Origin of the sequence: Serratia sp. CY43202, assembly GCF_052168755.1 — a bacterium.
GTDB lineage: Bacteria > Pseudomonadota > Gammaproteobacteria > Enterobacterales > Enterobacteriaceae > Serratia > Serratia bockelmannii.
Genome location: NZ_JBJNMB010000012.1, coordinates 90,839 through 109,221, shown reverse-complemented (window position 1 = coordinate 109,221; position 18,383 = coordinate 90,839). Strand labels below are relative to the sequence as shown.

The following is an 18,383-nucleotide window of genomic DNA, read 5'->3' as shown; positions in this document are numbered from 1 at the left end:
GGCGGCGCGTTAGCCGCCGAGCGTTTGCCAGGTTGCGACCTGGCTGCCTGGCCATGGTGTAGCGGCATGCACGCCACGGGCGATCGCCCGAGCGAGGGTATCCGCCGCCAGCGCGCCGATTTGCAGCACCGCCAGTTCGCGGCTGCCCTGTACCTCGCGCTGCCCAGTGGACAGGGCGAACACCACGTCGCCGTCAAACGGGCTGTGCAGCGGGCGAATAGCGCGCGCCATACCGTCTTGCGCCATGATGGCCACCCGTTTCAACTCCACTCGCGTCAGCGCCAGGTCGGTGGCGATGCAGGCCAGGGTGGTGTTCTTTCTGCCGCCCTGCGGCTCTTGCACCATCCCGTCTTCACCCTGCGCATGCAGTTGCGCCAGCGCCGCCGCGCCGCCGTTGCCAAATTCACCGTTAATTTCATAAGGCGTCGCCCAGAAGGCGCGGGTGCCGGGTGCGACCACCGCACCCAAACTGTTGACCGCCACCAGCGCGCCGACGGTAGCGCCGTTGGTGGCCACGATCGACGCCGAACCGAGGCCGCCTTTCAGCTTGCCCATGCCGGTCATGGCGCCGTAGCCGGCCCCGACGGTGCCCAGCGGAAAATCCAGGCCGGCTTTGCCGACCGCCTCGATGCCCAACTGGCGATACGGCGGCGTGAGCTGCCAGTTTTTGTCGCCGCCGTTGGCCAGATCGTACAGGCAGGCGGTGGGCACGATAGGGGAGACCGGCACGCCGGGGGCCGGGCGCAGCGCGTAGCCTCGGCCCTGTTGCCCCAGCCAGGCCGCGACGCCGTCCGCCGCCGCCAGGCCGTAAACCGAGCCGCCGCTGAACGTCAGCGCATCGACGGTCTGTACCAAATTGTCCTCACCCAGCGCGTCGGTTTCCCGTGTGGCGGGGCCGCCGCCGCGCACGTCCACGGCGGCAATCGCCGGGCTGTCCGGCAGGATAACCGTCGCGCCGGTGCGCACCCGGCTGTCCTGCGCCACGCCGACCTTCAGGCCCGGCACATCGGTAATCAGGTTGCGAGCGCCTGGGCGCCCGGCGGCGGGAGTTGGCATAGCGGCACCTAATGGGGTGAGAGGAGAGAATATGCCGACGGCGGCGGTCAGGCCGGCCAGCGCGTGTAAAAAGGTTCGGCGGTTGATGTTAAGGAGCCGGCGTAGCGGCCCCTGCGGGGGGATGAGATCACGCATCTGCGCGTGGCTGCCCGGAGCGCAGACGCGCCATATGGTAGGCGTCGACCAGCACGCCGTCGCGCATGGCATAGCCGCGGCTGGTGCCCTCTATCTCGAAGCCGAACTTGCGGTATAGCGCGATGGCGGCCGGGTTGTCGGTGAACACCGTCAGTTCGATGCGCTCGATGGCGGCCCAGTTGTCGCACAGGTCGATCATCGCCTGCATCAGGCGGCTGCCGACGCCTTTGCCGTGGTAGCGCGGATCGACGCCGATGCCGAAGGTGGCGACGTGGCGGCGGCGAACGCGCTGATTCAGCATCACAACCAACTGGCCGGCAAGCTGCCCGTCGATGATGGCCGCCAGGTTATGCGTGCCCGGTTCGGGATTGGCGAGTCGCTTCTGCCAGGACTCGACGGACGGTAGCGGGAGCTGCAGCGTATCGCGGTAGACGGGCGTCTGCGAATAAAGATGATGCAGGGCTTGCGCATCCGTTGTTTCCACGTGGCGTATCACGATCTCGCTCATGTCGCTGCTCCTTTTGCTTACCGGTTGAATAACCTCTGAATTTATCCGTTTACTGCCTTGAGTCAATATTATTTCAACGGGTCAAAAAAAACGCTTTACAGGTGCGAATGATAATGATTATTATTGCGATGCGTTCCGGGGAGGGCATCAACCCTTGATACTCTCGCTGCGAAGGCACGACATTGCTCACATTGCTTCCAGTGTTTACTTAGCCAGCTCGGGTGCTGGCTTTTTTTTTTGCCCTTTTTCAGCCGTTTCCGCCTTCAACAAATCCGCTGCCCATCCGCTGTTTCATTCCATCGAAATTTTTGAACAGAGGCATGAGTTTTTTACGCTTTCTTATTCTGCTGGCAGGACTAGACTGTAAAAAAACATTGAGGAGAGTTGAATATGATTTATGTACGTAAAGCGGAAGACCGCGGCCACGCCAATCATGGCTGGCTGGATAGCTGGCACACCTTCTCATTTGCCGATTACTACGATCCGAACTTTATGGGATTCTCGGCGCTGCGGGTGATCAACGAAGATGTGATCGATGCAGGGCAGGGTTTCGGTACTCACCCGCATAAAGACATGGAAATCCTGACCTACGTGCTGAGCGGCACGGTGGAACATCAGGACAGCATGGGCAACAAGGAGCAGATCCAGGCCGGTGAATTCCAGATCATGAGTGCGGGCACCGGGGTGCGTCACTCCGAGTACAATGCCAATCAGGATCGTCCATTGCACCTGTACCAGATTTGGATCATCCCGGATCAGGTCGGGCTTGAGCCGCGCTACGAGCAGCGCATGTTCGACGCGCCGCAGGGCCGTCAGCTGGTGCTGTCGCCGGATGCGCGTGACGGCTCGCTGAAGGTGTTCCAGGATATGACGCTGTCGCGTTGGGCGCTGAATAAAGGCGAGCAGGGGGAATGCCCGATCGCCGCCGGCCGTCGCGTTTGGATCCAGGTGGTGCGTGGCAAGGTCTCGGTCAACGGCCAGACCGCCGGCATCAGCGACGCGTTCGCAGTGTGGGATGAATCGGCGCTGACGATCCAGGCCGACGAAGAGAGCGAAATCCTGCTGTTCGATCTGCCGCCGGTGTGATTAAGCGGTAAATATCAAGGGCTCACGGTGTGAGCCCTTGAGGTGAGTGACTCGCCTGCCGACGTTGCCTGACTTAACGCCGGCAAAACATATAAAAACAAGGAAAATCAATTTATTGATTTTCGGCTGATCGTCACAAAGGGGGAGAAACCACGCTTTTTCCCCCTTTGTCTGCGTATGAAGGGCTCACGATGTGAGCCCTTTTTGCGTTGGCCGTCGCATAACCGACAATATCGGCCCGCCGTTTTTTTTGCTAAAATGACTGCCCATTCACGGTTAGTCAGTTCATTGATAATGAAGAAAAAACGGCCGGTACTCCAGGATGTGGCGGACAAGGTGGGCGTGACCAAGATGACGGTGAGCCGTTATCTGCGCAATCCCGACCAGGTTTCCGCCGCCCTGCAGCAAAAAATCGCCGTCGCGCTGGATGAGCTGGGCTACATCCCCAACCGCGCGCCGGACATCCTCTCCAACGCCACCAGCCGGGCGATTGGCGTGCTGTTGCCGTCGTTGACCAACCAGGTGTTCGCCGAAGTGCTGCGCGGCATCGAAAGCGTGACCGACGCGCACAACTACCAGACCATGCTGGCGCACTATGGCTACCTGCCGGAGCGTGAAGAAGAGCGTCTGACCTCGCTGCTGTCTTACAATATCGACGGCCTGATCCTGTCTGAGCGCCATCACACGCCGCGCACCCTGAAAATGATCGAGGTGGCGGGCATTCCGGTGGTAGAGCTGATGGACTGCGTCTCGCCGTGTATCGATCTGGCGGTGGGCTTCAACAACTTCGAGGCGGCGCGCCAGATGACCCAGCAGATCATCGCGCACGGCCACCGTCACGTGGTCTATTTCGGCGCCCGTCAGGATGAACGTACCATCATCAAGCAGCAGGGGTATGAGCAGGCGATGCGTGAATCCGGCCTGGAGCCGTACAGCATCATGACCGCGCGATCTTCCTCCTATTCCGCCGGCGGTGAACTGCTGCGCGTGGCGCAGCGCGACTATCCGCAGATCGACAGTATCTTCTGCACCAACGATGACCTGGCGATCGGCGCGGCCTTCGAGTGCCAGCGGCAGGGGCTGTCGATCCCGCAGGACATGGCGATCGCCGGCTTCCACGGCCATGACATCGGCCAGGTGATGGTGCCGAAGCTGGCCAGCGTGCTGACGCCGCGTGAACGCATGGGGCAGATCGGCGCCGAGCGCTTGCTGGCCCGGCTGCGCGGTGAAACCGTGTGCCCACGCATGGTGGACGTCGGTTTCACCGTGATCCCCGGTGGCAGTATCTGAGCCATTTTAACGTTCTGTTTTAACACCCTTTCTTTTTGCAGCGCGCCCTGAGGCGCGCTGGTTATCCCGCCTGTAAGCCCGCCGCTCGTTGCCGACATAAGTTTGATCTCTGTCCCAGAACGCGAATTTTAGCCGCTTACCCGGTTCCGGCGCTCATGTTGTTACCGGTATCATGATACCGGTAACAACGAGTGTGCGGTCATCTTGCTGCAAGACTGAACCTCTGACTCAACAACACCTACAGCTCTTCTTAAACACCGGGAAAGAGCCTAAAAATAAAACAACCGCACGCTTTACGCCTATCGTAAAGAGAGTCGCGATAAAAGGTTGGAGAAAAACTATGCCATTAGTGATTGTTGCAGGCGGCGTAGCGCTGCTGCTGCTGCTGATGATCCGCTTCAAGCTGAACGGCTTTATCTCTCTGGTTCTGGTTGCCCTGGCGGTCGGGATTGCACAGGGTATGCCGGTCGATAAGGTCATCGGCTCCATCAAGGCCGGCGTGGGCGGTACGCTGGGCAGCCTGGCGCTGATCATGGGCTTCGGCGCCATGCTCGGCAAGCTGCTGGCGGACTGCGGCGGCGCACAGCGCATCGCCACCACGCTGATCGACAAGTTCGGCAGAAAACACATTCAATGGGCGGTGGTGCTGACCGGTTTCACCGTCGGCTTCGCGCTGTTCTACGAAGTGGGCTTCGTGCTGTTGCTGCCGCTGGTGTTCACCATCGCCGCCTCCGCACGCATTCCGCTGCTGTACGTCGGCGTGCCGATGGCCGCCGCGCTGTCGGTGACTCACGGCTTCCTGCCACCGCATCCAGGCCCGACCGCCATCGCCACCATCTTCCATGCTGACATGGGTAAAACCCTGTTGTATGGCACGCTGCTGGCGATCCCGACGGTGATCCTGGCCGGCCCGGTCTATGCCCGCTTCCTGAAAGGCATCGACAAGCCGGTGCCGGAAGGCCTGTACAACCCGAAAACCTTTACCGACGCGGAGATGCCGAGCTTTGGCGTCAGCGTTGCCACGTCGCTGGTGCCGGTGATCCTGATGGCGCTGCGCGCGGTGGCTGAAATGGTGCTGCCGAAGGGCCACAGCCTGCTGCGCTTCGCCGAGTTCTTCGGCGACCCGGTGATGGCGACCCTGATCGCCGTGCTGATCGCCATCTTCACCTTCGGCCTGAACCGTGGCCGCACCATGGATGAAGTGATGGGCACCATCACCGACTCGATTAAAATCATCGCGATGATGCTGTTGATCATCGGCGGTGGCGGCGCCTTTAAACAGGTGCTGGTGGACAGCGGCGTCGAGCAGTACATCGCCGGCCTGATGGAGGGCAGCAACGTTTCGCCGATTCTGATGGCCTGGTCAATCGCCGCCGCGCTGCGTCTGGCGCTGGGTTCCGCCACCGTGGCGGCAATCACCGCCGGCGGCATCGTCGCGCCGCTGATCGCCACCACCGGCGTCAGCCCTGAGCTGATGGTGATTGCGGTCGGCTCCGGCAGCGTCATCTTCTCGCACGTCAACGATCCGGGCTTCTGGCTGTTCAAGGAGTATTTCAACCTGAGCATCATGGAAACCATCAAATCCTGGTCGGTGCTGGAAACCATCATCTCGGTGTGCGGCCTGGTGGGCTGTCTGCTGCTGGCGACGGTCGTATAATCTTTATCCGGCGCCCTGCGGGGCGTCGGCGTTCCAGAGTATCTTTATCAGTTGGGACGCATTTGGCGCGCTCGCGCCAGTTCCCATAGGGGCATGACACAATGAGCAATCCGCAGAATCACGTATTTATCCTGATGGGCGTATCCGGCAGCGGCAAATCCGCCGTAGCCAGCACTGTCGCCCACGAGGCCGAGGCCGCCATGCTGGACGGCGATTATCTGCATCCGCGCGCCAACATTAACAAAATGGCTGCCGGGCACGCGCTGGACGACAACGATCGCGCCCCGTGGCTGGCGGCCTTGAACGACGCCATCTTCGCCATGCAACGCACCAATCCCGTGTCGCTGCTGGTCTGCTCGGCGTTGAAAAAAAGCTATCGTGACCGCCTGCGCGAAGGGAATAGCAACCTGCATTTCCTCTACCTGAAAGGCGACAAGGCGGTGATCGAGGAGCGCCTGAAGCAGCGCAAAGGTCACTTCTTCAAACCGCAGATGCTGGTTTCGCAGTTCGCCACGTTGGAAGAGCCGGGCGAGCAGGAGCCGGATGTGCAAGCGATTGACATCAACCAGCCGCTGGACGGCGTGGTCGCCGATACGCTCGCCTATATTCGCCGCGTTACCGCCCGCTGAGCGCGGGCCGTTGTCGGCGCCGCCAGGCGCCTACAGCTTCATGTAAGCCCGCACGCCGTCCAGGAACATCTGGGTCGACAGCATCACCAGAATCAGCCCCATCAACCGCTCCAGCGCGCTGACGCCTTTGCTGCCCAGCAGGCGCAGGAACAGGTTCGACATCAGCAAAATGGCCGCAGAGAGGCCCCAGGCGATCAACAGCGCCGCCACCAGATGGGGCAACTGATGCGGATACTGGTGCGACAGCAGCATCAGCGCCGCCAGAATCGACGGCCCGGCCACCAGCGGGATCGCCAGCGGCACCAGGAACGGCTCCTCGCCGGCGGACAGCCCGGAGCTGTTCCCCTCCTGCGTGGGGAAAATCATCTTGATGGCGATCAGAAACAGAATGATGCCGCCGGAAATGGAGACGGTTTCGGTGCGCAGATTGAGGAACGCCAGAATTTTCTCGCCGGCGAACAGGAAGATCAGCATCAGCAGCAGGGCGATCAGCAGCTCGCGGATCAGCACCACCCGGCGGCGACGCGGTTCCAGGTGCTTGAGCACCGACATGAAAATCGGCAGGTTGCCCAGCGGATCCATAATTAAAAACAGCAATACCGTAGCGGAAATCATCTCTGTCATGGTGACCTCGTGATCGGGAAAACGCCTCGGCCTTTTCGGCCGCGTCCTTGCCTATAAGAAGGATTGCTGAGAAATCCTCAGCCATCGAATAAATTCACTTTGCGCCCGCGCCGACATTTTGTAAGGTGAGGAGATATTGCACACAACTCGTTATCACCTACATAAGCCCTTATCCGGGCGGGATACAGATATTATGAAAAACGTTGGTTTCATCGGTTGGCGCGGAATGGTCGGCTCGGTTCTCATGCAACGCATGACGGAAGAGCGCGATTTCGACGCCATTCGCCCGGTCTTTTTCTCCACCTCGCAGCACGGTTCTGCCGCGCCGGCCTTCGGCGGCCAGCAAGGCACGCTGCAGGATGCGTATGACATCGACGCACTGAGCGCGCTCGATATCATTATTACCTGTCAGGGCGGCGATTATACCAACGAAGTCTATCCTAAGCTGCGCGCCAGCGGTTGGCAGGGTTACTGGATCGACGCGGCCTCGTCGCTGCGCATGCAGGACGACGCCATTATCATCCTGGATCCGGTCAACCACGCGGTGATCCAGCAGGGCCTGGACAAAGGCATCAAAACCTTCGTCGGCGGCAACTGCACCGTCAGCCTGATGCTGATGTCCCTCGGCGGCCTGTTCGCCAACGATCTGGTGGAGTGGGCGTCGGTCGCCACCTACCAGGCGGCCTCCGGCGGCGGCGCGCGCCACATGCGCGAACTGTTGACCCAAATGGGTATGCTGCACGCCGACGTGGCGAAAGAGCTACAGGACCCGGCTTCCGCCATTCTGGATATCGAGCGCAAGGTGACCGAAGCCACCCGCAGCGGCAAACTGCCGACCGATAACTTCGGCGTGCCGCTGGCCGGCAGCCTGATCCCATGGATCGACAAGCAGCTCGACAACGGCCAGAGCCGTGAAGAGTGGAAAGGCCAGGCGGAAACCAACAAGATTCTGAATACCGGCAGCGTGATCCCGGTCGATGGCCTGTGCGTGCGCGTCGGCGCGCTGCGCTGCCACAGCCAGGCGTTCACCCTGAAGCTGAAAAAAGACGTGTCGCTGCCGGAAATCGAGCAGATGCTGGCGACGCACAACGACTGGGTGCGCGTGATCCCGAACGACCGCGAGCTGACCATGCGCGAACTGACGCCGGCGGCGGTGACCGGCACGCTGAATACGCCGGTCGGCCGTCTGCGCAAGCTGAACATGGGGCCGGAGTACCTGTCGGCGTTCACCGTGGGCGACCAGCTGCTGTGGGGCGCGGCCGAGCCGCTGCGCCGCATGCTGCGCATCCTGTTGTAAACCCGCACTTCCTGGGGGCTGGCTGATTTCAGCCCCCTAAAGCCTTATTTTCCGCCTTTTTGTTCGCCGCGCACCGCGTCGGACAACGTCACCGCAAGCCTCGTTTCACTGGGCTCCACCCCGCATATCGCCTCGTCGGCCGCCGCATTCAGACGCCGCCGGGCTGGCAGTTTTCTTAATGAAGAATTTTCCTGAGCAATGCTGAGCAGTTTTTAACAGACATTGGCTATGCTTAACGCATGGGTGAACACTTTTTCACCATGACTGAAATATTTCAAAAAATAAGCATAAAGAGCGAAATTCAGGTCGGCAGAGTAAAGATTGGTCAATAACCGACCGCAATCACGCTTTAGAGTCCGAATGCATTGCATGATGACCAAAACGGCCAAGGAATAACCAACAAGCCGTGCTTAGATCATGCTGTTAATCTAAGGAAGAAGACTATGCCTGTACTTCCCGATCGTGACGTGATTGATCAGATCATCTCCGGCCATTACGCCGACCCTTTTGCTCTGCTTGGCATGCATGCGACCGATAACGGTCTGCAGGTGCGAGCGCTGCTGCCGGACGCCGGCGCAGTCTGGCTGGTAGAACAGCAAACCGGCCGGCGGCTGGTGCAGCTGAACTGCGACGATCCGCGCGGTTTCTTCAGCGCCGTGGTGCCGCGGCGAAAAAATCCTTTCCGCTATCAGCTGCAGGTCAGCTGGCGCGATCACCAACAGACTGTCGACGATCCCTACCGGTTTGGCCCGCTGCTGCAGGATATCGACAGTTGGCTATTGGCCGAGGGCACGCATTTGCGTCCCTATGAACGGCTGGGCGCCCACCTCGTTACGCTGGATGGCATCGACGGCGTCAGTTTTGCGGTCTGGGCGCCCAATGCCCAGCGCGTCTCGGTGGTGGGGGAGTTCAACTTCTGGGACGGCCGCCGCCATCCGATGCGTCTGCGGCGTGAAAACGGCATCTGGGAGCTGTTCCTGCCCGGTGTGCGGGCCGGCCAGCTGTATAAATATGAAATCGTCGATTGCTACGGTAATACCCAGCTGAAAGCCGATCCTTACGCCTTCGAGGCGCAGATGCGCCCGGACACCGCCTCGCTGGTGGCGCCGCTGCCTGAGAGGGTGCCGTCGACGCAGGCGCGCTGCCGTGCCAACGATTTTGACCAGCCGATCGCCATCTACGAGGTGCATCTCGGCTCCTGGCGTCGCCACACCGATAATCACTTCTGGCTCAGCTACGGCGAGCTGGCGGTGCAGCTTATCGACTATGTGAAGGACATGGGATTCACCCATATCGAGCTGCTGCCGATCAACGAGCACCCGTTCGACGGCAGCTGGGGCTATCAGCCGCTGGGGCTGTATGCGCCGACCCGTCGCTTCGGCACGCCGGCCGATTTCAGGGCGTTCGTGGCGGCGGCGCATGAGGCGGGCATCAACGTGATCCTCGACTGGGTGCCGGGGCACTTCCCGAGCGACGCCTACGGCCTGGCGAATTTCGACGGCACCGCGCTGTACGAATACGCCGATCCGCGTGAGGGCTACCACCAGGACTGGAATACGCTGATCTACAACTACGGCCGTCACGAGGTGCGCAACTACCTGGCGGGCAACGCGCTGTATTGGCTGGAGCGTTTCGGTATCGATGCGCTGCGGGTCGATGCGGTGGCGTCGATGATTTATCGCGACTACAGCCGCGCCGACGGCGAGTGGGTGCCGAATTACTACGGTGGCAACGAGAACCTGGAGGCCATCGCCTTCCTGCGTTATACCAACCAAACTATTGGCCAGGCGCAGCCGGGCGCGGTGACGCTGGCGGAGGAGTCCACCGACTATCCCGGCGTCACTCTGCCGCCGGACGCCAACGGCCTGGGGTTCCACTACAAATGGAACCTCGGCTGGATGCACGACACGCTCAATTATATGAAGTGCGATCCGGTGCACCGCAAATATCACCACAACCAGATGACCTTCGGCATGCTGTATGCCTATACCGAGAACTTCGTGTTACCTATCTCGCACGATGAAGTGGTGCACGGCAAAAAATCGGTCCTCGACCGCATGCCGGGCGACGCCTGGCAAAAGTTCGCCAACCTGCGCGCCTATTACGGGTTTATGTGGGCGCATCCGGGCAAAAAGCTGCTGTTTATGGGCTGCGAATTCGCGCAGGGGCGCGAGTGGAATTTCGATACCAGCCTCGACTGGCATTTATTGGAAGGGTTGGATAACTGGCATAACGGCGTGCAGCGGCTGGTGCGCGATCTGAACCACTGCTACCGGCAGCAGGCGCCGCTGTACGAGCGCGACTACCGGCCGGACGGCTTCGAGTGGCTGGTGGTCGACGATCACGATAACTCGGTGTTCGCCTTCGCGCGCTACGATTCGCAGGGCAATGAGCTGATCGCCATCAGCAACTTTACCCCGGTGCCGCGCTACCGCTACCGCATCGGCCTCTCGCGCGCCGGTGACTACCGCGAGATCCTCAATACCGATTCGCACCACTATCACGGCAGCAACGCCGGCAATCAGGGGCGGGTCTCTTCTGAAGCGGTCGGCAGCCACGGCCGCGACTTCTCCATCTGCGTAACGCTGCCGCCGCTGGCGACCATTTATCTGCTGCGGGAGGCGCCATGACGGAGCTGACGGCCGGCCTCGCCGCGCCGCTGGGCGCGCATTACGACGGCGAAGGCATCAACTTTACCCTGTACTCGGCGCACGCCGAGCGGGTGGAGCTGTGCCTGTTCGACGGCCAGCAGCGCGAAGTGCGCCTGCCGCTGCCGGCGCGCAGCGGCGATATCTGGCATGGCTATTTGCCGGGCGGAAGGCCGGGGCAACGTTACGGTTACCGGGTCTACGGCCCGTTTGACCCGGCGAACGGACAGCGTTTCAACCCCAACAAACTGGCGCTCGATCCAGCCGCGCGCGCGGTGGAAGGGCCGGTGGGGGACCACCCGCACCTGCACGGCGGTTACGAGCAGCCGGACCCGCACGACAGCGCAGAGCTAATGCCGAAATGTGTGGTGGTGGACGAACGGTATGACTGGCAGGACGATCGCCCGCCTGCCACGCCCTGGGGCCAGACGGTGATTTATGAAGCGCACGTGCGCGGCCTGACGCTGCTGCACCCGAAGATCCCGCCGGCACTGCGCGGCAGCTTCGCCGCATTGGGGCACCCGGAGATGATCGCCCACTTCAAACGCCTCGGCATCACCGCGCTGGAACTGCTGCCGGTGCAGCAACATACCTCCGAACCGCGCCTGCAGCGGTTGGGGCTGATCAACTATTGGGGCTATAACGTGCTGGCGCCCTATGCGCCGGACAACCGCTACGCCAGCCTGAGCACCGATGCCACGCCGCTGAACGAATTCCGCGATGCGGTCAAGGCGCTGCACCAAGCCGGCATCGAGGTGATCCTGGACGTGGTGTTTAACCACAGCGCCGAGCTGGATAGGGACGGGCCGATGCTGTCGCTGAGCGGCATCGATAACCTGAGCTACTACTGGCTGACGCCCGAAGGGGACTATGTCAACGACACCGGCTGCGGCAACACGCTGCGGTTGGATCAGCCGCAAGGCGTGGCCTGGGTGATGGATTGCCTGCGTTTTTGGGTACGGGAGTGCCACGTCGACGGCTTCCGTTTCGATCTGGGCAGCGTGCTCGGCCGCACGCCGGAGTTCGATCGCGATGCCCCGCTGTTCCAGGCGATGCTGGCGGACGATGTGCTGTCGCGCTGCAAGCTCATCTCTGAACCCTGGGACGTTGGCCCCGGTGGCTATCAGGTGGGGGCGTTTCCCGGCCGCTTCGCCGAATGGAACGACCATTACCGCGATGACATGCGCCGTTTCTGGCTGCAGAGCGGCGTGTCGCTCGGCCAGTTCGCCCGGCGTTTTGCCGCTTCCAGCGATCTGTATAACCAGCGCGGGCGAGCGCCTTACGCCACCGTCAATATGCTGACCGCCCATGATGGTTTTACCCTGCAAGACGTGGTCAGCTTCAATGAGAAACACAATCAGCCCAACGGCGAGGGCAACCGCGACGGCAGCGATCGCAATTTCAGCAACAACCACGGCGTCGAAGGCCTGGTGGCCGACGACGCCATTGTGCAACGCCGCAGGGCCAGCCAGCGGGCGATGCTCGGTACGCTGTTGCTGTCCCAGGGAACGCCGATGCTGCTGGCCGGCGATGAACAGGGACACAGCCAGCAGGGGAACAACAACGCCTATTGTCAGGACAACGCCACCACCTGGCTCGACTGGGCCACGGCGGACGACGCGCTGACCGATTACGTCGCGGCGCTGATCGCGCTGCGCCGCCAGATCCCCGCGTTGCAACAGGACCGCTGGTGGCAGCAGGACGACGGCAGCGTGCAGTGGCTGAACGCGCAAGGGCAGGCGCTCGACGCGCAGCAGTGGGAACAGGGCGAGCTGCGCATGCAGATCCTGCTGTCGCAGCGCTGGCTGCTGCTGGTCAACGCCACGCCGCAAGCGGTGGAGATGAGGTTGCCGGAAGGCGATTGGCAGATTGTCGCCCCGTTCACTCAGGAAGACTCACGGGCGGTATTGCCCGCCTGGCACCAGGCCGCGCGCTCGCTTTGCGTACTGGTACGGAAATAATAAAAGGAGTCCGCTATGGTTAGGTTTGAAAATAAAGACCCCCTGATGTTGGCGCGCCAGCTGCCGATTAAATCCGTAGCGCTGATCCTGGCCGGCGGCCGCGGCTCGCGCCTGAAAGATTTGACCTCCACCCGCGCCAAGCCCGCCGTCCACTTTGGCGGCAAGTTCCGCATCATCGATTTCGCCCTGTCGAACTGCCTGAACTCCGGCATCCGCCGCATCGGCGTGATCACCCAATACCAGTCGCACACGCTGGTGCAGCACATTCAGCGCGGCTGGTCGTTCCTCAACGAGGAGATGAATGAGTTCGTCGATCTGCTGCCGGCCCAGCAGCGCCTCAGCACCGAGCATTGGTACAAGGGCACCGCCGACGCGGTGTACCAGAACCTGGATATCATCCGCCGCTACGAGGCCGAATACGTGGTGATCCTGGCGGGCGATCACATCTACAAGATGGATTATTCGCGCATGCTGATCGACCACGTCGAGAAGGGCGCTCAGTGCACTGTGGCTTGCCTGCCGGTGCCGCGCAGCGAGGCCGGTGAATTCGGCGTGATGAAGGTGGATGAAAGCGATCGCATCATCGAGTTTCTGGAAAAACCCACCGATCCGCCGGCGATGCCGGGCAACCCGGATATGTCGCTGGCCAGCATGGGCATCTATATTTTTAATGCCGCCTACCTGTTCCAGCTATTGGAGGAGGATATGTCGACCCCCGGCTCCAGCCACGACTTCGGCAAGGATCTGATCCCGAAAATCACCGCGCAGCAGGCGGCGTGGGCACATCCGTTTACCTTATCCTGCGTGACGTCCAACCCCGACTTGCCGCCTTACTGGCGCGACGTGGGCACGCTGGACGCCTACTGGCGCGCCAACCTCGATCTGGCGTCGGTAACGCCGGAGCTGGATATGTACGACCGCGCCTGGCCGATCCGCACCCACATGGAGCCGCTGCCGCCGGCCAAGTTCGTGCAGGATCGCTCCGGCAGCCACGGCATGACCATGAACTCGCTGGTGTCCGGCGGCTGTATCGTCTCGGGCTCGGTGGTGGTGCATTCGGTGCTGTTCCCGCGCGTGCGAGTGAACTCGTTTTGCACCATCGACTCTACCGTATTGTTGCCGGACGTGAACGTCGGCCGTTCCTGCCGCCTGCGGCGCTGCATCATCGACCGCGCCTGCCATATTCCGGAGGGCATGGTGATCGGGGAAAACGCCGATGAGGACAGCAAGCGTTTCTATCGCTCGGAAGGCGGCATCGTGCTGGTGACGCGCGAAATGTTGTCAAAATTGTGAGTTAACGTGGGCGGCAGAACGATAGCCTGCCGCCCGATGAACGGTTCGATGGCTTGCGCAACGCGGCACACATAACAGCGGCAAGCCTGCTTTATTTCTTATCCAGAGGCCTTCGGCCGACTTTCAGGAGTGATAATGCAGGTCTTACACGTATGTTCTGAAATGTTCCCCCTGCTGAAAACGGGCGGACTCGCAGACGTGGTTGGCGCGCTGCCGGCGGCGCAAATCGCCGAAGGCGCCGATGTTCGGGTGCTATTGCCCGCTTTCCCTGACGTACGCAACGGCATTCCGGACACCGTGCTGGTGGCGGAAATCGATTCGTTCGCCGGCCGGGTGGGCCTGCGTTACGGCACCTATCATGGCGTGGGCATTTACCTGATCGATGCGCCCTGGCTGTATGACCGGCCGGGCAGCCCGTACCACGATCAGTCCATGTACGCCTACCCCGACAACCATCGGCGCTTTGCGCTGCTGGGCTGGATGGCCTGCGAGCTGGCCAAGGGGCTGGATCGCTACTGGCGCCCGCAGCTGGTGCACGCCCACGACTGGCACGCCGGTCTCAGCTGCGCCTATCTGGCCGCCAACGGCCACCCAGCGCGTTCGGTGTTCACGGTGCACAACCTGGCCTACCAGGGGCTGTTCTCCGCCCATCACGTGACCGAGCTGTGGCTGCCGGCGTCGTTTTACAACGTCTATGGCCTGGAGTTCTACGGCCAGATGTCGTTCCTCAAGGCCGGGTTGTTTTATGCCGACCACGTGACCGCCGTCAGCCCGACCTATGCGCGCGAGATCACCCGGCCGGAGTTCGGCTACGGCATGGAGGGGCTGCTGCAGGAGCGGCAGCGGCAGGGCAGGCTGAGCGGCATCCTCAACGGCGTGGACGACAAGATTTGGGATCCGGCCCACGACCCGCGGCTGAGCGCCCGCTATGACGCCGACGATCTGAAAAGCAAGGTCAAAAACAAGCTGCATCTGCAAAAGGCCATGGGACTGAAGGTGGACGAATCGCTGCCGGTGTTCGCGGTGGTGAGCCGATTGACCAACCAGAAAGGCCTGGATCTGGTGCTGCAGGCGTTGCCCGAATTGCTGGCGCAGGGCGGGCAGTTGGCGCTGCTGGGCGCCGGCGACGCGGTGCTGCAGCAGGCGTTTCTGGCCGCCGCCGCCGACTACCCTGAGCAGGTCGGCGTGCAGATCGGTTATCACGAATCCTTCTCCCACCGCATCATCGGCGGCGCCGACGTCATTCTGGTGCCGAGCCGCTTCGAGCCCTGCGGCCTGACGCAGCTCTACGGCCTGAAATACGGCACGCTGCCGCTGGTGCGCCGTACCGGCGGGCTGGCGGACACGGTGGTGGACTGCGCCCTAGAGAACCTGGCCGACGGCACCGCCAGCGGCTTCGTGTTCGACGATTGCGACGCCGTCGCGCTGGGCAACGCCATCCGCCGCGCCATGGTGCTGTGGAGCCGGCCGAAACACTGGCGCCACGTTCAGCGCCACGCCATGAGTGTGGACTTCGGCTGGCCGGTGGCGGCGAAAGAGTATTTATCGCTTTATCAACGCTTGTAGCCCGCGTTTCGCGTCTCGGGTTGACGCACGGCGGGCAGCCGTAAGGGTAGATTGTCGGGGCGCGGCGTACCGCGTCCATGTTCAGCGGAGCCCGCTATTCCGCGGCGAATGGCGGGGCTCCCTACAAGGGATTAAAAAGCCATGACTTCACCGTTTAGTTACACCTCACCTACGGTCAGTGTGGAAGCGCTGAAACACTCCATCGCCTATAAGCTGATGTTTATCGTCGGCAAGGATCCGGCTATCGCCAACCGGCACGATTGGCTGAACGCCGTGCTGTTCGCGGTGCGCGATCGCATGGTGGAGCGCTGGCTGCGTTCCAACCGCGCCCAGCTGTCTCAAGACGTGCGGCAGGTGTATTACCTGTCGATGGAGTTCCTGATCGGCCGCACTCTGTCTAACGCGCTGCTGTCGATGGGCATCTATCAGGATATCGACAATGCGCTGAATGAGATGGGGCTGAACCTGGCGGAGCTGCTGGAGGAAGAGAACGACCCCGGGCTCGGTAACGGCGGTCTGGGCCGGCTGGCGGCCTGCTTCCTCGACTCGCTGGCCACGCTGGCGCTGCCGGGGCGCGGCTACGGCATTCGCTATGAATACGGCATGTTCAAGCAGAACATCGTCAACGGCCAACAGATGGAATCGCCGGACTACTGGCTGGAGTACGGCAATCCGTGGGAGTTTCCGCGCCATAACACCCGCTACAAGGTGCGCTTCGGCGGCCGCGTGCAGCAGGAGGGCGCCAAGGCGCGTTGGCTGGAGACCGAAGAGGTCGTGGCCATCGCCTACGATCAGGTGATCCCCGGTTTTGACACCGACGCCACCAACACGCTGCGGTTATGGGGCGCGCAGGCCAGTAACGAGATCAACCTCGGCAAGTTCAACCAGGGCGATTACTTCGCGGCGGTGGAAGATAAAAACCATTCGGAGAACGTGTCGCGCGTGCTGTATCCGGACGATTCGACCTCCTCCGGGCGCGAACTGCGGCTGCGGCAGGAGTATTTCCTGGTGTCGGCCACGGTACAGGATATCCTCAATCGCCATTGGCTGATGCACAAAACCTTCGACAACCTGGCGGACAAGATCGCCATTCACCTCAACGACACCCACCCGGTCTTGTCGATTCCCGAGCTGATGCACCGGCTGATCGACGAGCACAAATTCAAGTGGCTCGACGCCTGGGAAGTGGTGGAGCAGGTGTTCTCTTACACTAACCACACGCTGATGAGCGAAGCGCTGGAAACCTGGCCGCTGGACATGATAGGCCGCATCTTGCCGCGCCACCTGCAGCTGATTTTCGAAATCAACGATCACTTCCTCAAGATGGTGCAGGAAGTGGCGCCGGGCGACAACGATCTGCTGGCGCGGGTCTCGATCATCGACGAAACCAACGGCCGCCGGGTGCGCATGGCGTGGCTGGCGGTGGTGGCCAGCCACAAGGTCAACGGCGTTTCCGCTCTGCATTCCGAACTGATGGTGCAGTCGTTGTTCGCCGACTTCGCCCGGCTGTTCCCCAATCGTTTCTGCAACAAAACCAATGGAGTGACGCCGCGTCGTTGGTTGGCGCTGGCCAACCCGCCGCTGGCGGCGGTGCTGGACGACTGCATCGGCCAAACCTGGCGCACCGATCTCAGCCAGCTGAGCGAGATCCAGGCCAATATCGACTACCCGAGCTTCCTGCAGGCGGTACAGCGCGCCAAGCGGCAGAACAAGGAGCGGCTGGCGCTGTATATCGCCAAAACGCTCAACGTGGTGGTCAACCCGGACGCGTTGTTCGACGTGCAGATCAAGCGCATCCACGAGTACAAACGGCAGCTGCTCAACGTGCTGCACGTCATCACGCTGTATAACCGTTTGCTGGACGATCCGGAGATCGAGCGCGTGCCGCGGGTGGTGATCTTCGCCGGCAAGGCGGCCTCGGCCTACTATGCCGCCAAGCAGATCATCCGCTTGATCAACGACGTGGCCAAAGTGATCAACAACGATCCGCGCGTGCATACCCAACTGAAGGTGGTGTTCATTCCGAACTACGGCGTCAGCCTGGCGCAGATCATTATCCCGGCGGCGGATCTGTCGGAGCAGATCTCGCTGGCGGGCACCGAGGCCTCGGGCACCAGCAATATGAAGTTCGCGCTGAACGGCGCGCTGACCATCGGCACGCTGGACGGCGCCAACGTCGAGATGCGCGAGCACGTGGGGGAGGAGAACATCTTTATCTTCGGCAATACCGCCGAGCAGGTCGAGGAGCTGCGCCGCAACGGTTACAACCCGCGCCAGTACTATGAGCAAGACCCGGAGCTGCATCAGGCGCTGACGCAGATCGCTACCGGCGTGTTCAGCCCGGAAGAGCCGAAACGCTATGGCAATCTGTTCGACTCGCTGGTCAACCTCGGCGACCACTATCAGCTGTTGGCGGATTACCGCAGCTATGTGGACACGCAGGACAAGGTGGACGAGGTCTATCTCAATCAGGACGAATGGACGCGGCGTGCGGTGCTGAACATCGCCAACATGGGCTACTTCTCCTCCGATCGCACCATTCAGGAATACGCGGACGAAATCTGGCACATTCAGCCGGTGAAGCTGTAAAGCGGGACAGGAAAAAAGCAAAGGGCCGGATAACCGGCCCTTTT

13 protein-coding genes are annotated in these 18,383 nt (G+C 61.7%); 10 read left to right on the top strand and 3 right to left on the bottom strand.

Annotation, left to right across the window (positions count from 1 at the left end):
- Nucleotides 1–9: 9 nt before the first annotated feature.
- Nucleotides 10–1,191, bottom strand: coding sequence for a P1 family peptidase (locus ACJ8J5_RS22735; protein ID WP_414105015.1), 1,182 nt, complete (start codon nucleotides 1,189–1,191; stop codon nucleotides 10–12).
- Nucleotides 1,184–1,699: a GNAT family N-acetyltransferase gene (locus tag ACJ8J5_RS22730; RefSeq protein ID WP_060435150.1), complete on the bottom strand. Its 516-nt coding sequence runs from the start codon at nucleotides 1,697–1,699 to the stop codon at nucleotides 1,184–1,186. Before ACJ8J5_RS22730 ends, ACJ8J5_RS22735 begins: the two co-directional genes overlap by 8 nt.
- 390 nt (nucleotides 1,700–2,089) lie before the next feature.
- Here ACJ8J5_RS22730 and ACJ8J5_RS22725 point away from each other — a divergent pair, with 390 nt between their 5' ends.
- The 4 genes from ACJ8J5_RS22725 (at nucleotide 2,090) to gntK (ending at nucleotide 6,361) form a co-directional block, all read left to right on the top strand.
- Nucleotides 2,090–2,785, top strand: coding sequence for a pirin family protein (locus ACJ8J5_RS22725; protein WP_004930835.1), 696 nt, complete (start codon nucleotides 2,090–2,092; stop codon nucleotides 2,783–2,785).
- A 294-nt stretch (nucleotides 2,786–3,079) separates the two neighbouring features.
- Nucleotides 3,080–4,075 carry a gluconate operon transcriptional repressor GntR gene (gntR, locus tag ACJ8J5_RS22720; RefSeq protein ID WP_043138978.1) on the top strand — a complete coding sequence of 332 codons (996 nt, stop codon included), beginning with the start codon at nucleotides 3,080–3,082 and terminating at the stop codon, nucleotides 4,073–4,075.
- 340 nt (nucleotides 4,076–4,415) lie between these two features.
- Nucleotides 4,416–5,732: a gluconate transporter gene (gene gntT, locus ACJ8J5_RS22715; RefSeq protein ID WP_016930400.1), complete on the top strand. Its 1,317-nt coding sequence runs from the start codon at nucleotides 4,416–4,418 to the stop codon at nucleotides 5,730–5,732.
- Between the two features lie 101 nt (nucleotides 5,733–5,833).
- A complete protein-coding gene (gene gntK, locus ACJ8J5_RS22710) occupies nucleotides 5,834–6,361 on the top strand; it encodes a gluconokinase (protein WP_016930399.1) in 528 nt (175 codons plus the stop codon).
- A gap of 30 nt (nucleotides 6,362–6,391) precedes the next feature.
- Here the strand turns inward: gntK and ACJ8J5_RS22705 are convergent, their stop codons facing one another.
- A complete protein-coding gene (locus tag ACJ8J5_RS22705; protein WP_004930825.1) occupies nucleotides 6,392–6,985 on the bottom strand; it encodes a YhgN family NAAT transporter in 594 nt (197 codons plus the stop codon).
- 193 nt (nucleotides 6,986–7,178) lie between these two features.
- On the opposite strand from ACJ8J5_RS22705, the gene asd reads away from it, so the two are divergent.
- From asd to glgP, 6 genes are all read left to right on the top strand, one after another.
- A complete protein-coding gene (gene asd, locus ACJ8J5_RS22700) occupies nucleotides 7,179–8,282 on the top strand; it encodes an aspartate-semialdehyde dehydrogenase (RefSeq protein ID WP_016930397.1) in 1,104 nt (367 codons plus the stop codon).
- A 443-nt stretch (nucleotides 8,283–8,725) separates the two neighbouring features.
- Nucleotides 8,726–10,912 (top strand): 1,4-alpha-glucan branching enzyme, encoded by a 2,187-nt coding sequence (gene glgB / locus ACJ8J5_RS22695; RefSeq protein WP_173889100.1) that lies wholly within the window; start codon nucleotides 8,726–8,728, stop codon nucleotides 10,910–10,912.
- Nucleotides 10,909–12,891, top strand: a complete 1,983-nt coding sequence (gene glgX, locus ACJ8J5_RS22690; RefSeq protein WP_414105014.1) for a glycogen debranching protein GlgX — start codon at nucleotides 10,909–10,911, stop codon at nucleotides 12,889–12,891. The genes glgB and glgX overlap by 4 nt, the downstream gene beginning before the upstream one ends.
- A 15-nt stretch (nucleotides 12,892–12,906) precedes the next feature.
- Complete coding sequence (gene glgC / locus ACJ8J5_RS22685; RefSeq protein ID WP_025304566.1) at nucleotides 12,907–14,184, top strand: glucose-1-phosphate adenylyltransferase; 1,278 nt, start codon at nucleotides 12,907–12,909, stop codon at nucleotides 14,182–14,184.
- A gap of 135 nt (nucleotides 14,185–14,319) precedes the next feature.
- Entirely contained in the window at nucleotides 14,320–15,750 is a 1,431-nt protein-coding gene (glgA, locus tag ACJ8J5_RS22680; protein ID WP_025304565.1) for a glycogen synthase GlgA, read from the top strand.
- A 141-nt stretch (nucleotides 15,751–15,891) separates the two neighbouring features.
- Nucleotides 15,892–18,339, top strand: a complete 2,448-nt coding sequence (gene glgP / locus ACJ8J5_RS22675) for a glycogen phosphorylase (protein ID WP_261439182.1) — start codon at nucleotides 15,892–15,894, stop codon at nucleotides 18,337–18,339.
- Nucleotides 18,340–18,383: the final 44 nt, after the last annotated feature.

Excerpts from the sequence above, each read along its gene's own strand:
- gntK (WP_016930399.1), top strand. The coding sequence starts at position 5,834 with ATGAGCAATCCGCAGAATCACGTATTTATCCTGATGGGCGTATCCGGC.
- glgC (WP_025304566.1), top strand. The coding sequence starts at position 12,907 with ATGGTTAGGTTTGAAAATAAAGACCCCCTGATGTTGGCGCGCCAGCTG.
- glgP (WP_261439182.1), top strand. The coding sequence starts at position 15,892 with ATGACTTCACCGTTTAGTTACACCTCACCTACGGTCAGTGTGGAAGCG.
- asd (WP_016930397.1), top strand. The coding sequence starts at position 7,179 with ATGAAAAACGTTGGTTTCATCGGTTGGCGCGGAATGGTCGGCTCGGTT.
- ACJ8J5_RS22730 (WP_060435150.1), bottom strand. The coding sequence starts at position 1,699 with ATGAGCGAGATCGTGATACGCCACGTGGAAACAACGGATGCGCAAGCC.
- glgX (WP_414105014.1), top strand. The coding sequence starts at position 10,909 with ATGACGGAGCTGACGGCCGGCCTCGCCGCGCCGCTGGGCGCGCATTAC.
- ACJ8J5_RS22705 (WP_004930825.1), bottom strand. The coding sequence starts at position 6,985 with ATGACAGAGATGATTTCCGCTACGGTATTGCTGTTTTTAATTATGGAT.
- glgA (WP_025304565.1), top strand. The coding sequence starts at position 14,320 with ATGCAGGTCTTACACGTATGTTCTGAAATGTTCCCCCTGCTGAAAACG.
- gntT (WP_016930400.1), top strand. The coding sequence starts at position 4,416 with ATGCCATTAGTGATTGTTGCAGGCGGCGTAGCGCTGCTGCTGCTGCTG.
- gntR (WP_043138978.1), top strand. The coding sequence starts at position 3,080 with ATGAAGAAAAAACGGCCGGTACTCCAGGATGTGGCGGACAAGGTGGGC.
- glgB (WP_173889100.1), top strand. The coding sequence starts at position 8,726 with ATGCCTGTACTTCCCGATCGTGACGTGATTGATCAGATCATCTCCGGC.
- ACJ8J5_RS22725 (WP_004930835.1), top strand. The coding sequence starts at position 2,090 with ATGATTTATGTACGTAAAGCGGAAGACCGCGGCCACGCCAATCATGGC.
- ACJ8J5_RS22735 (WP_414105015.1), bottom strand. The coding sequence starts at position 1,191 with ATGCGTGATCTCATCCCCCCGCAGGGGCCGCTACGCCGGCTCCTTAAC.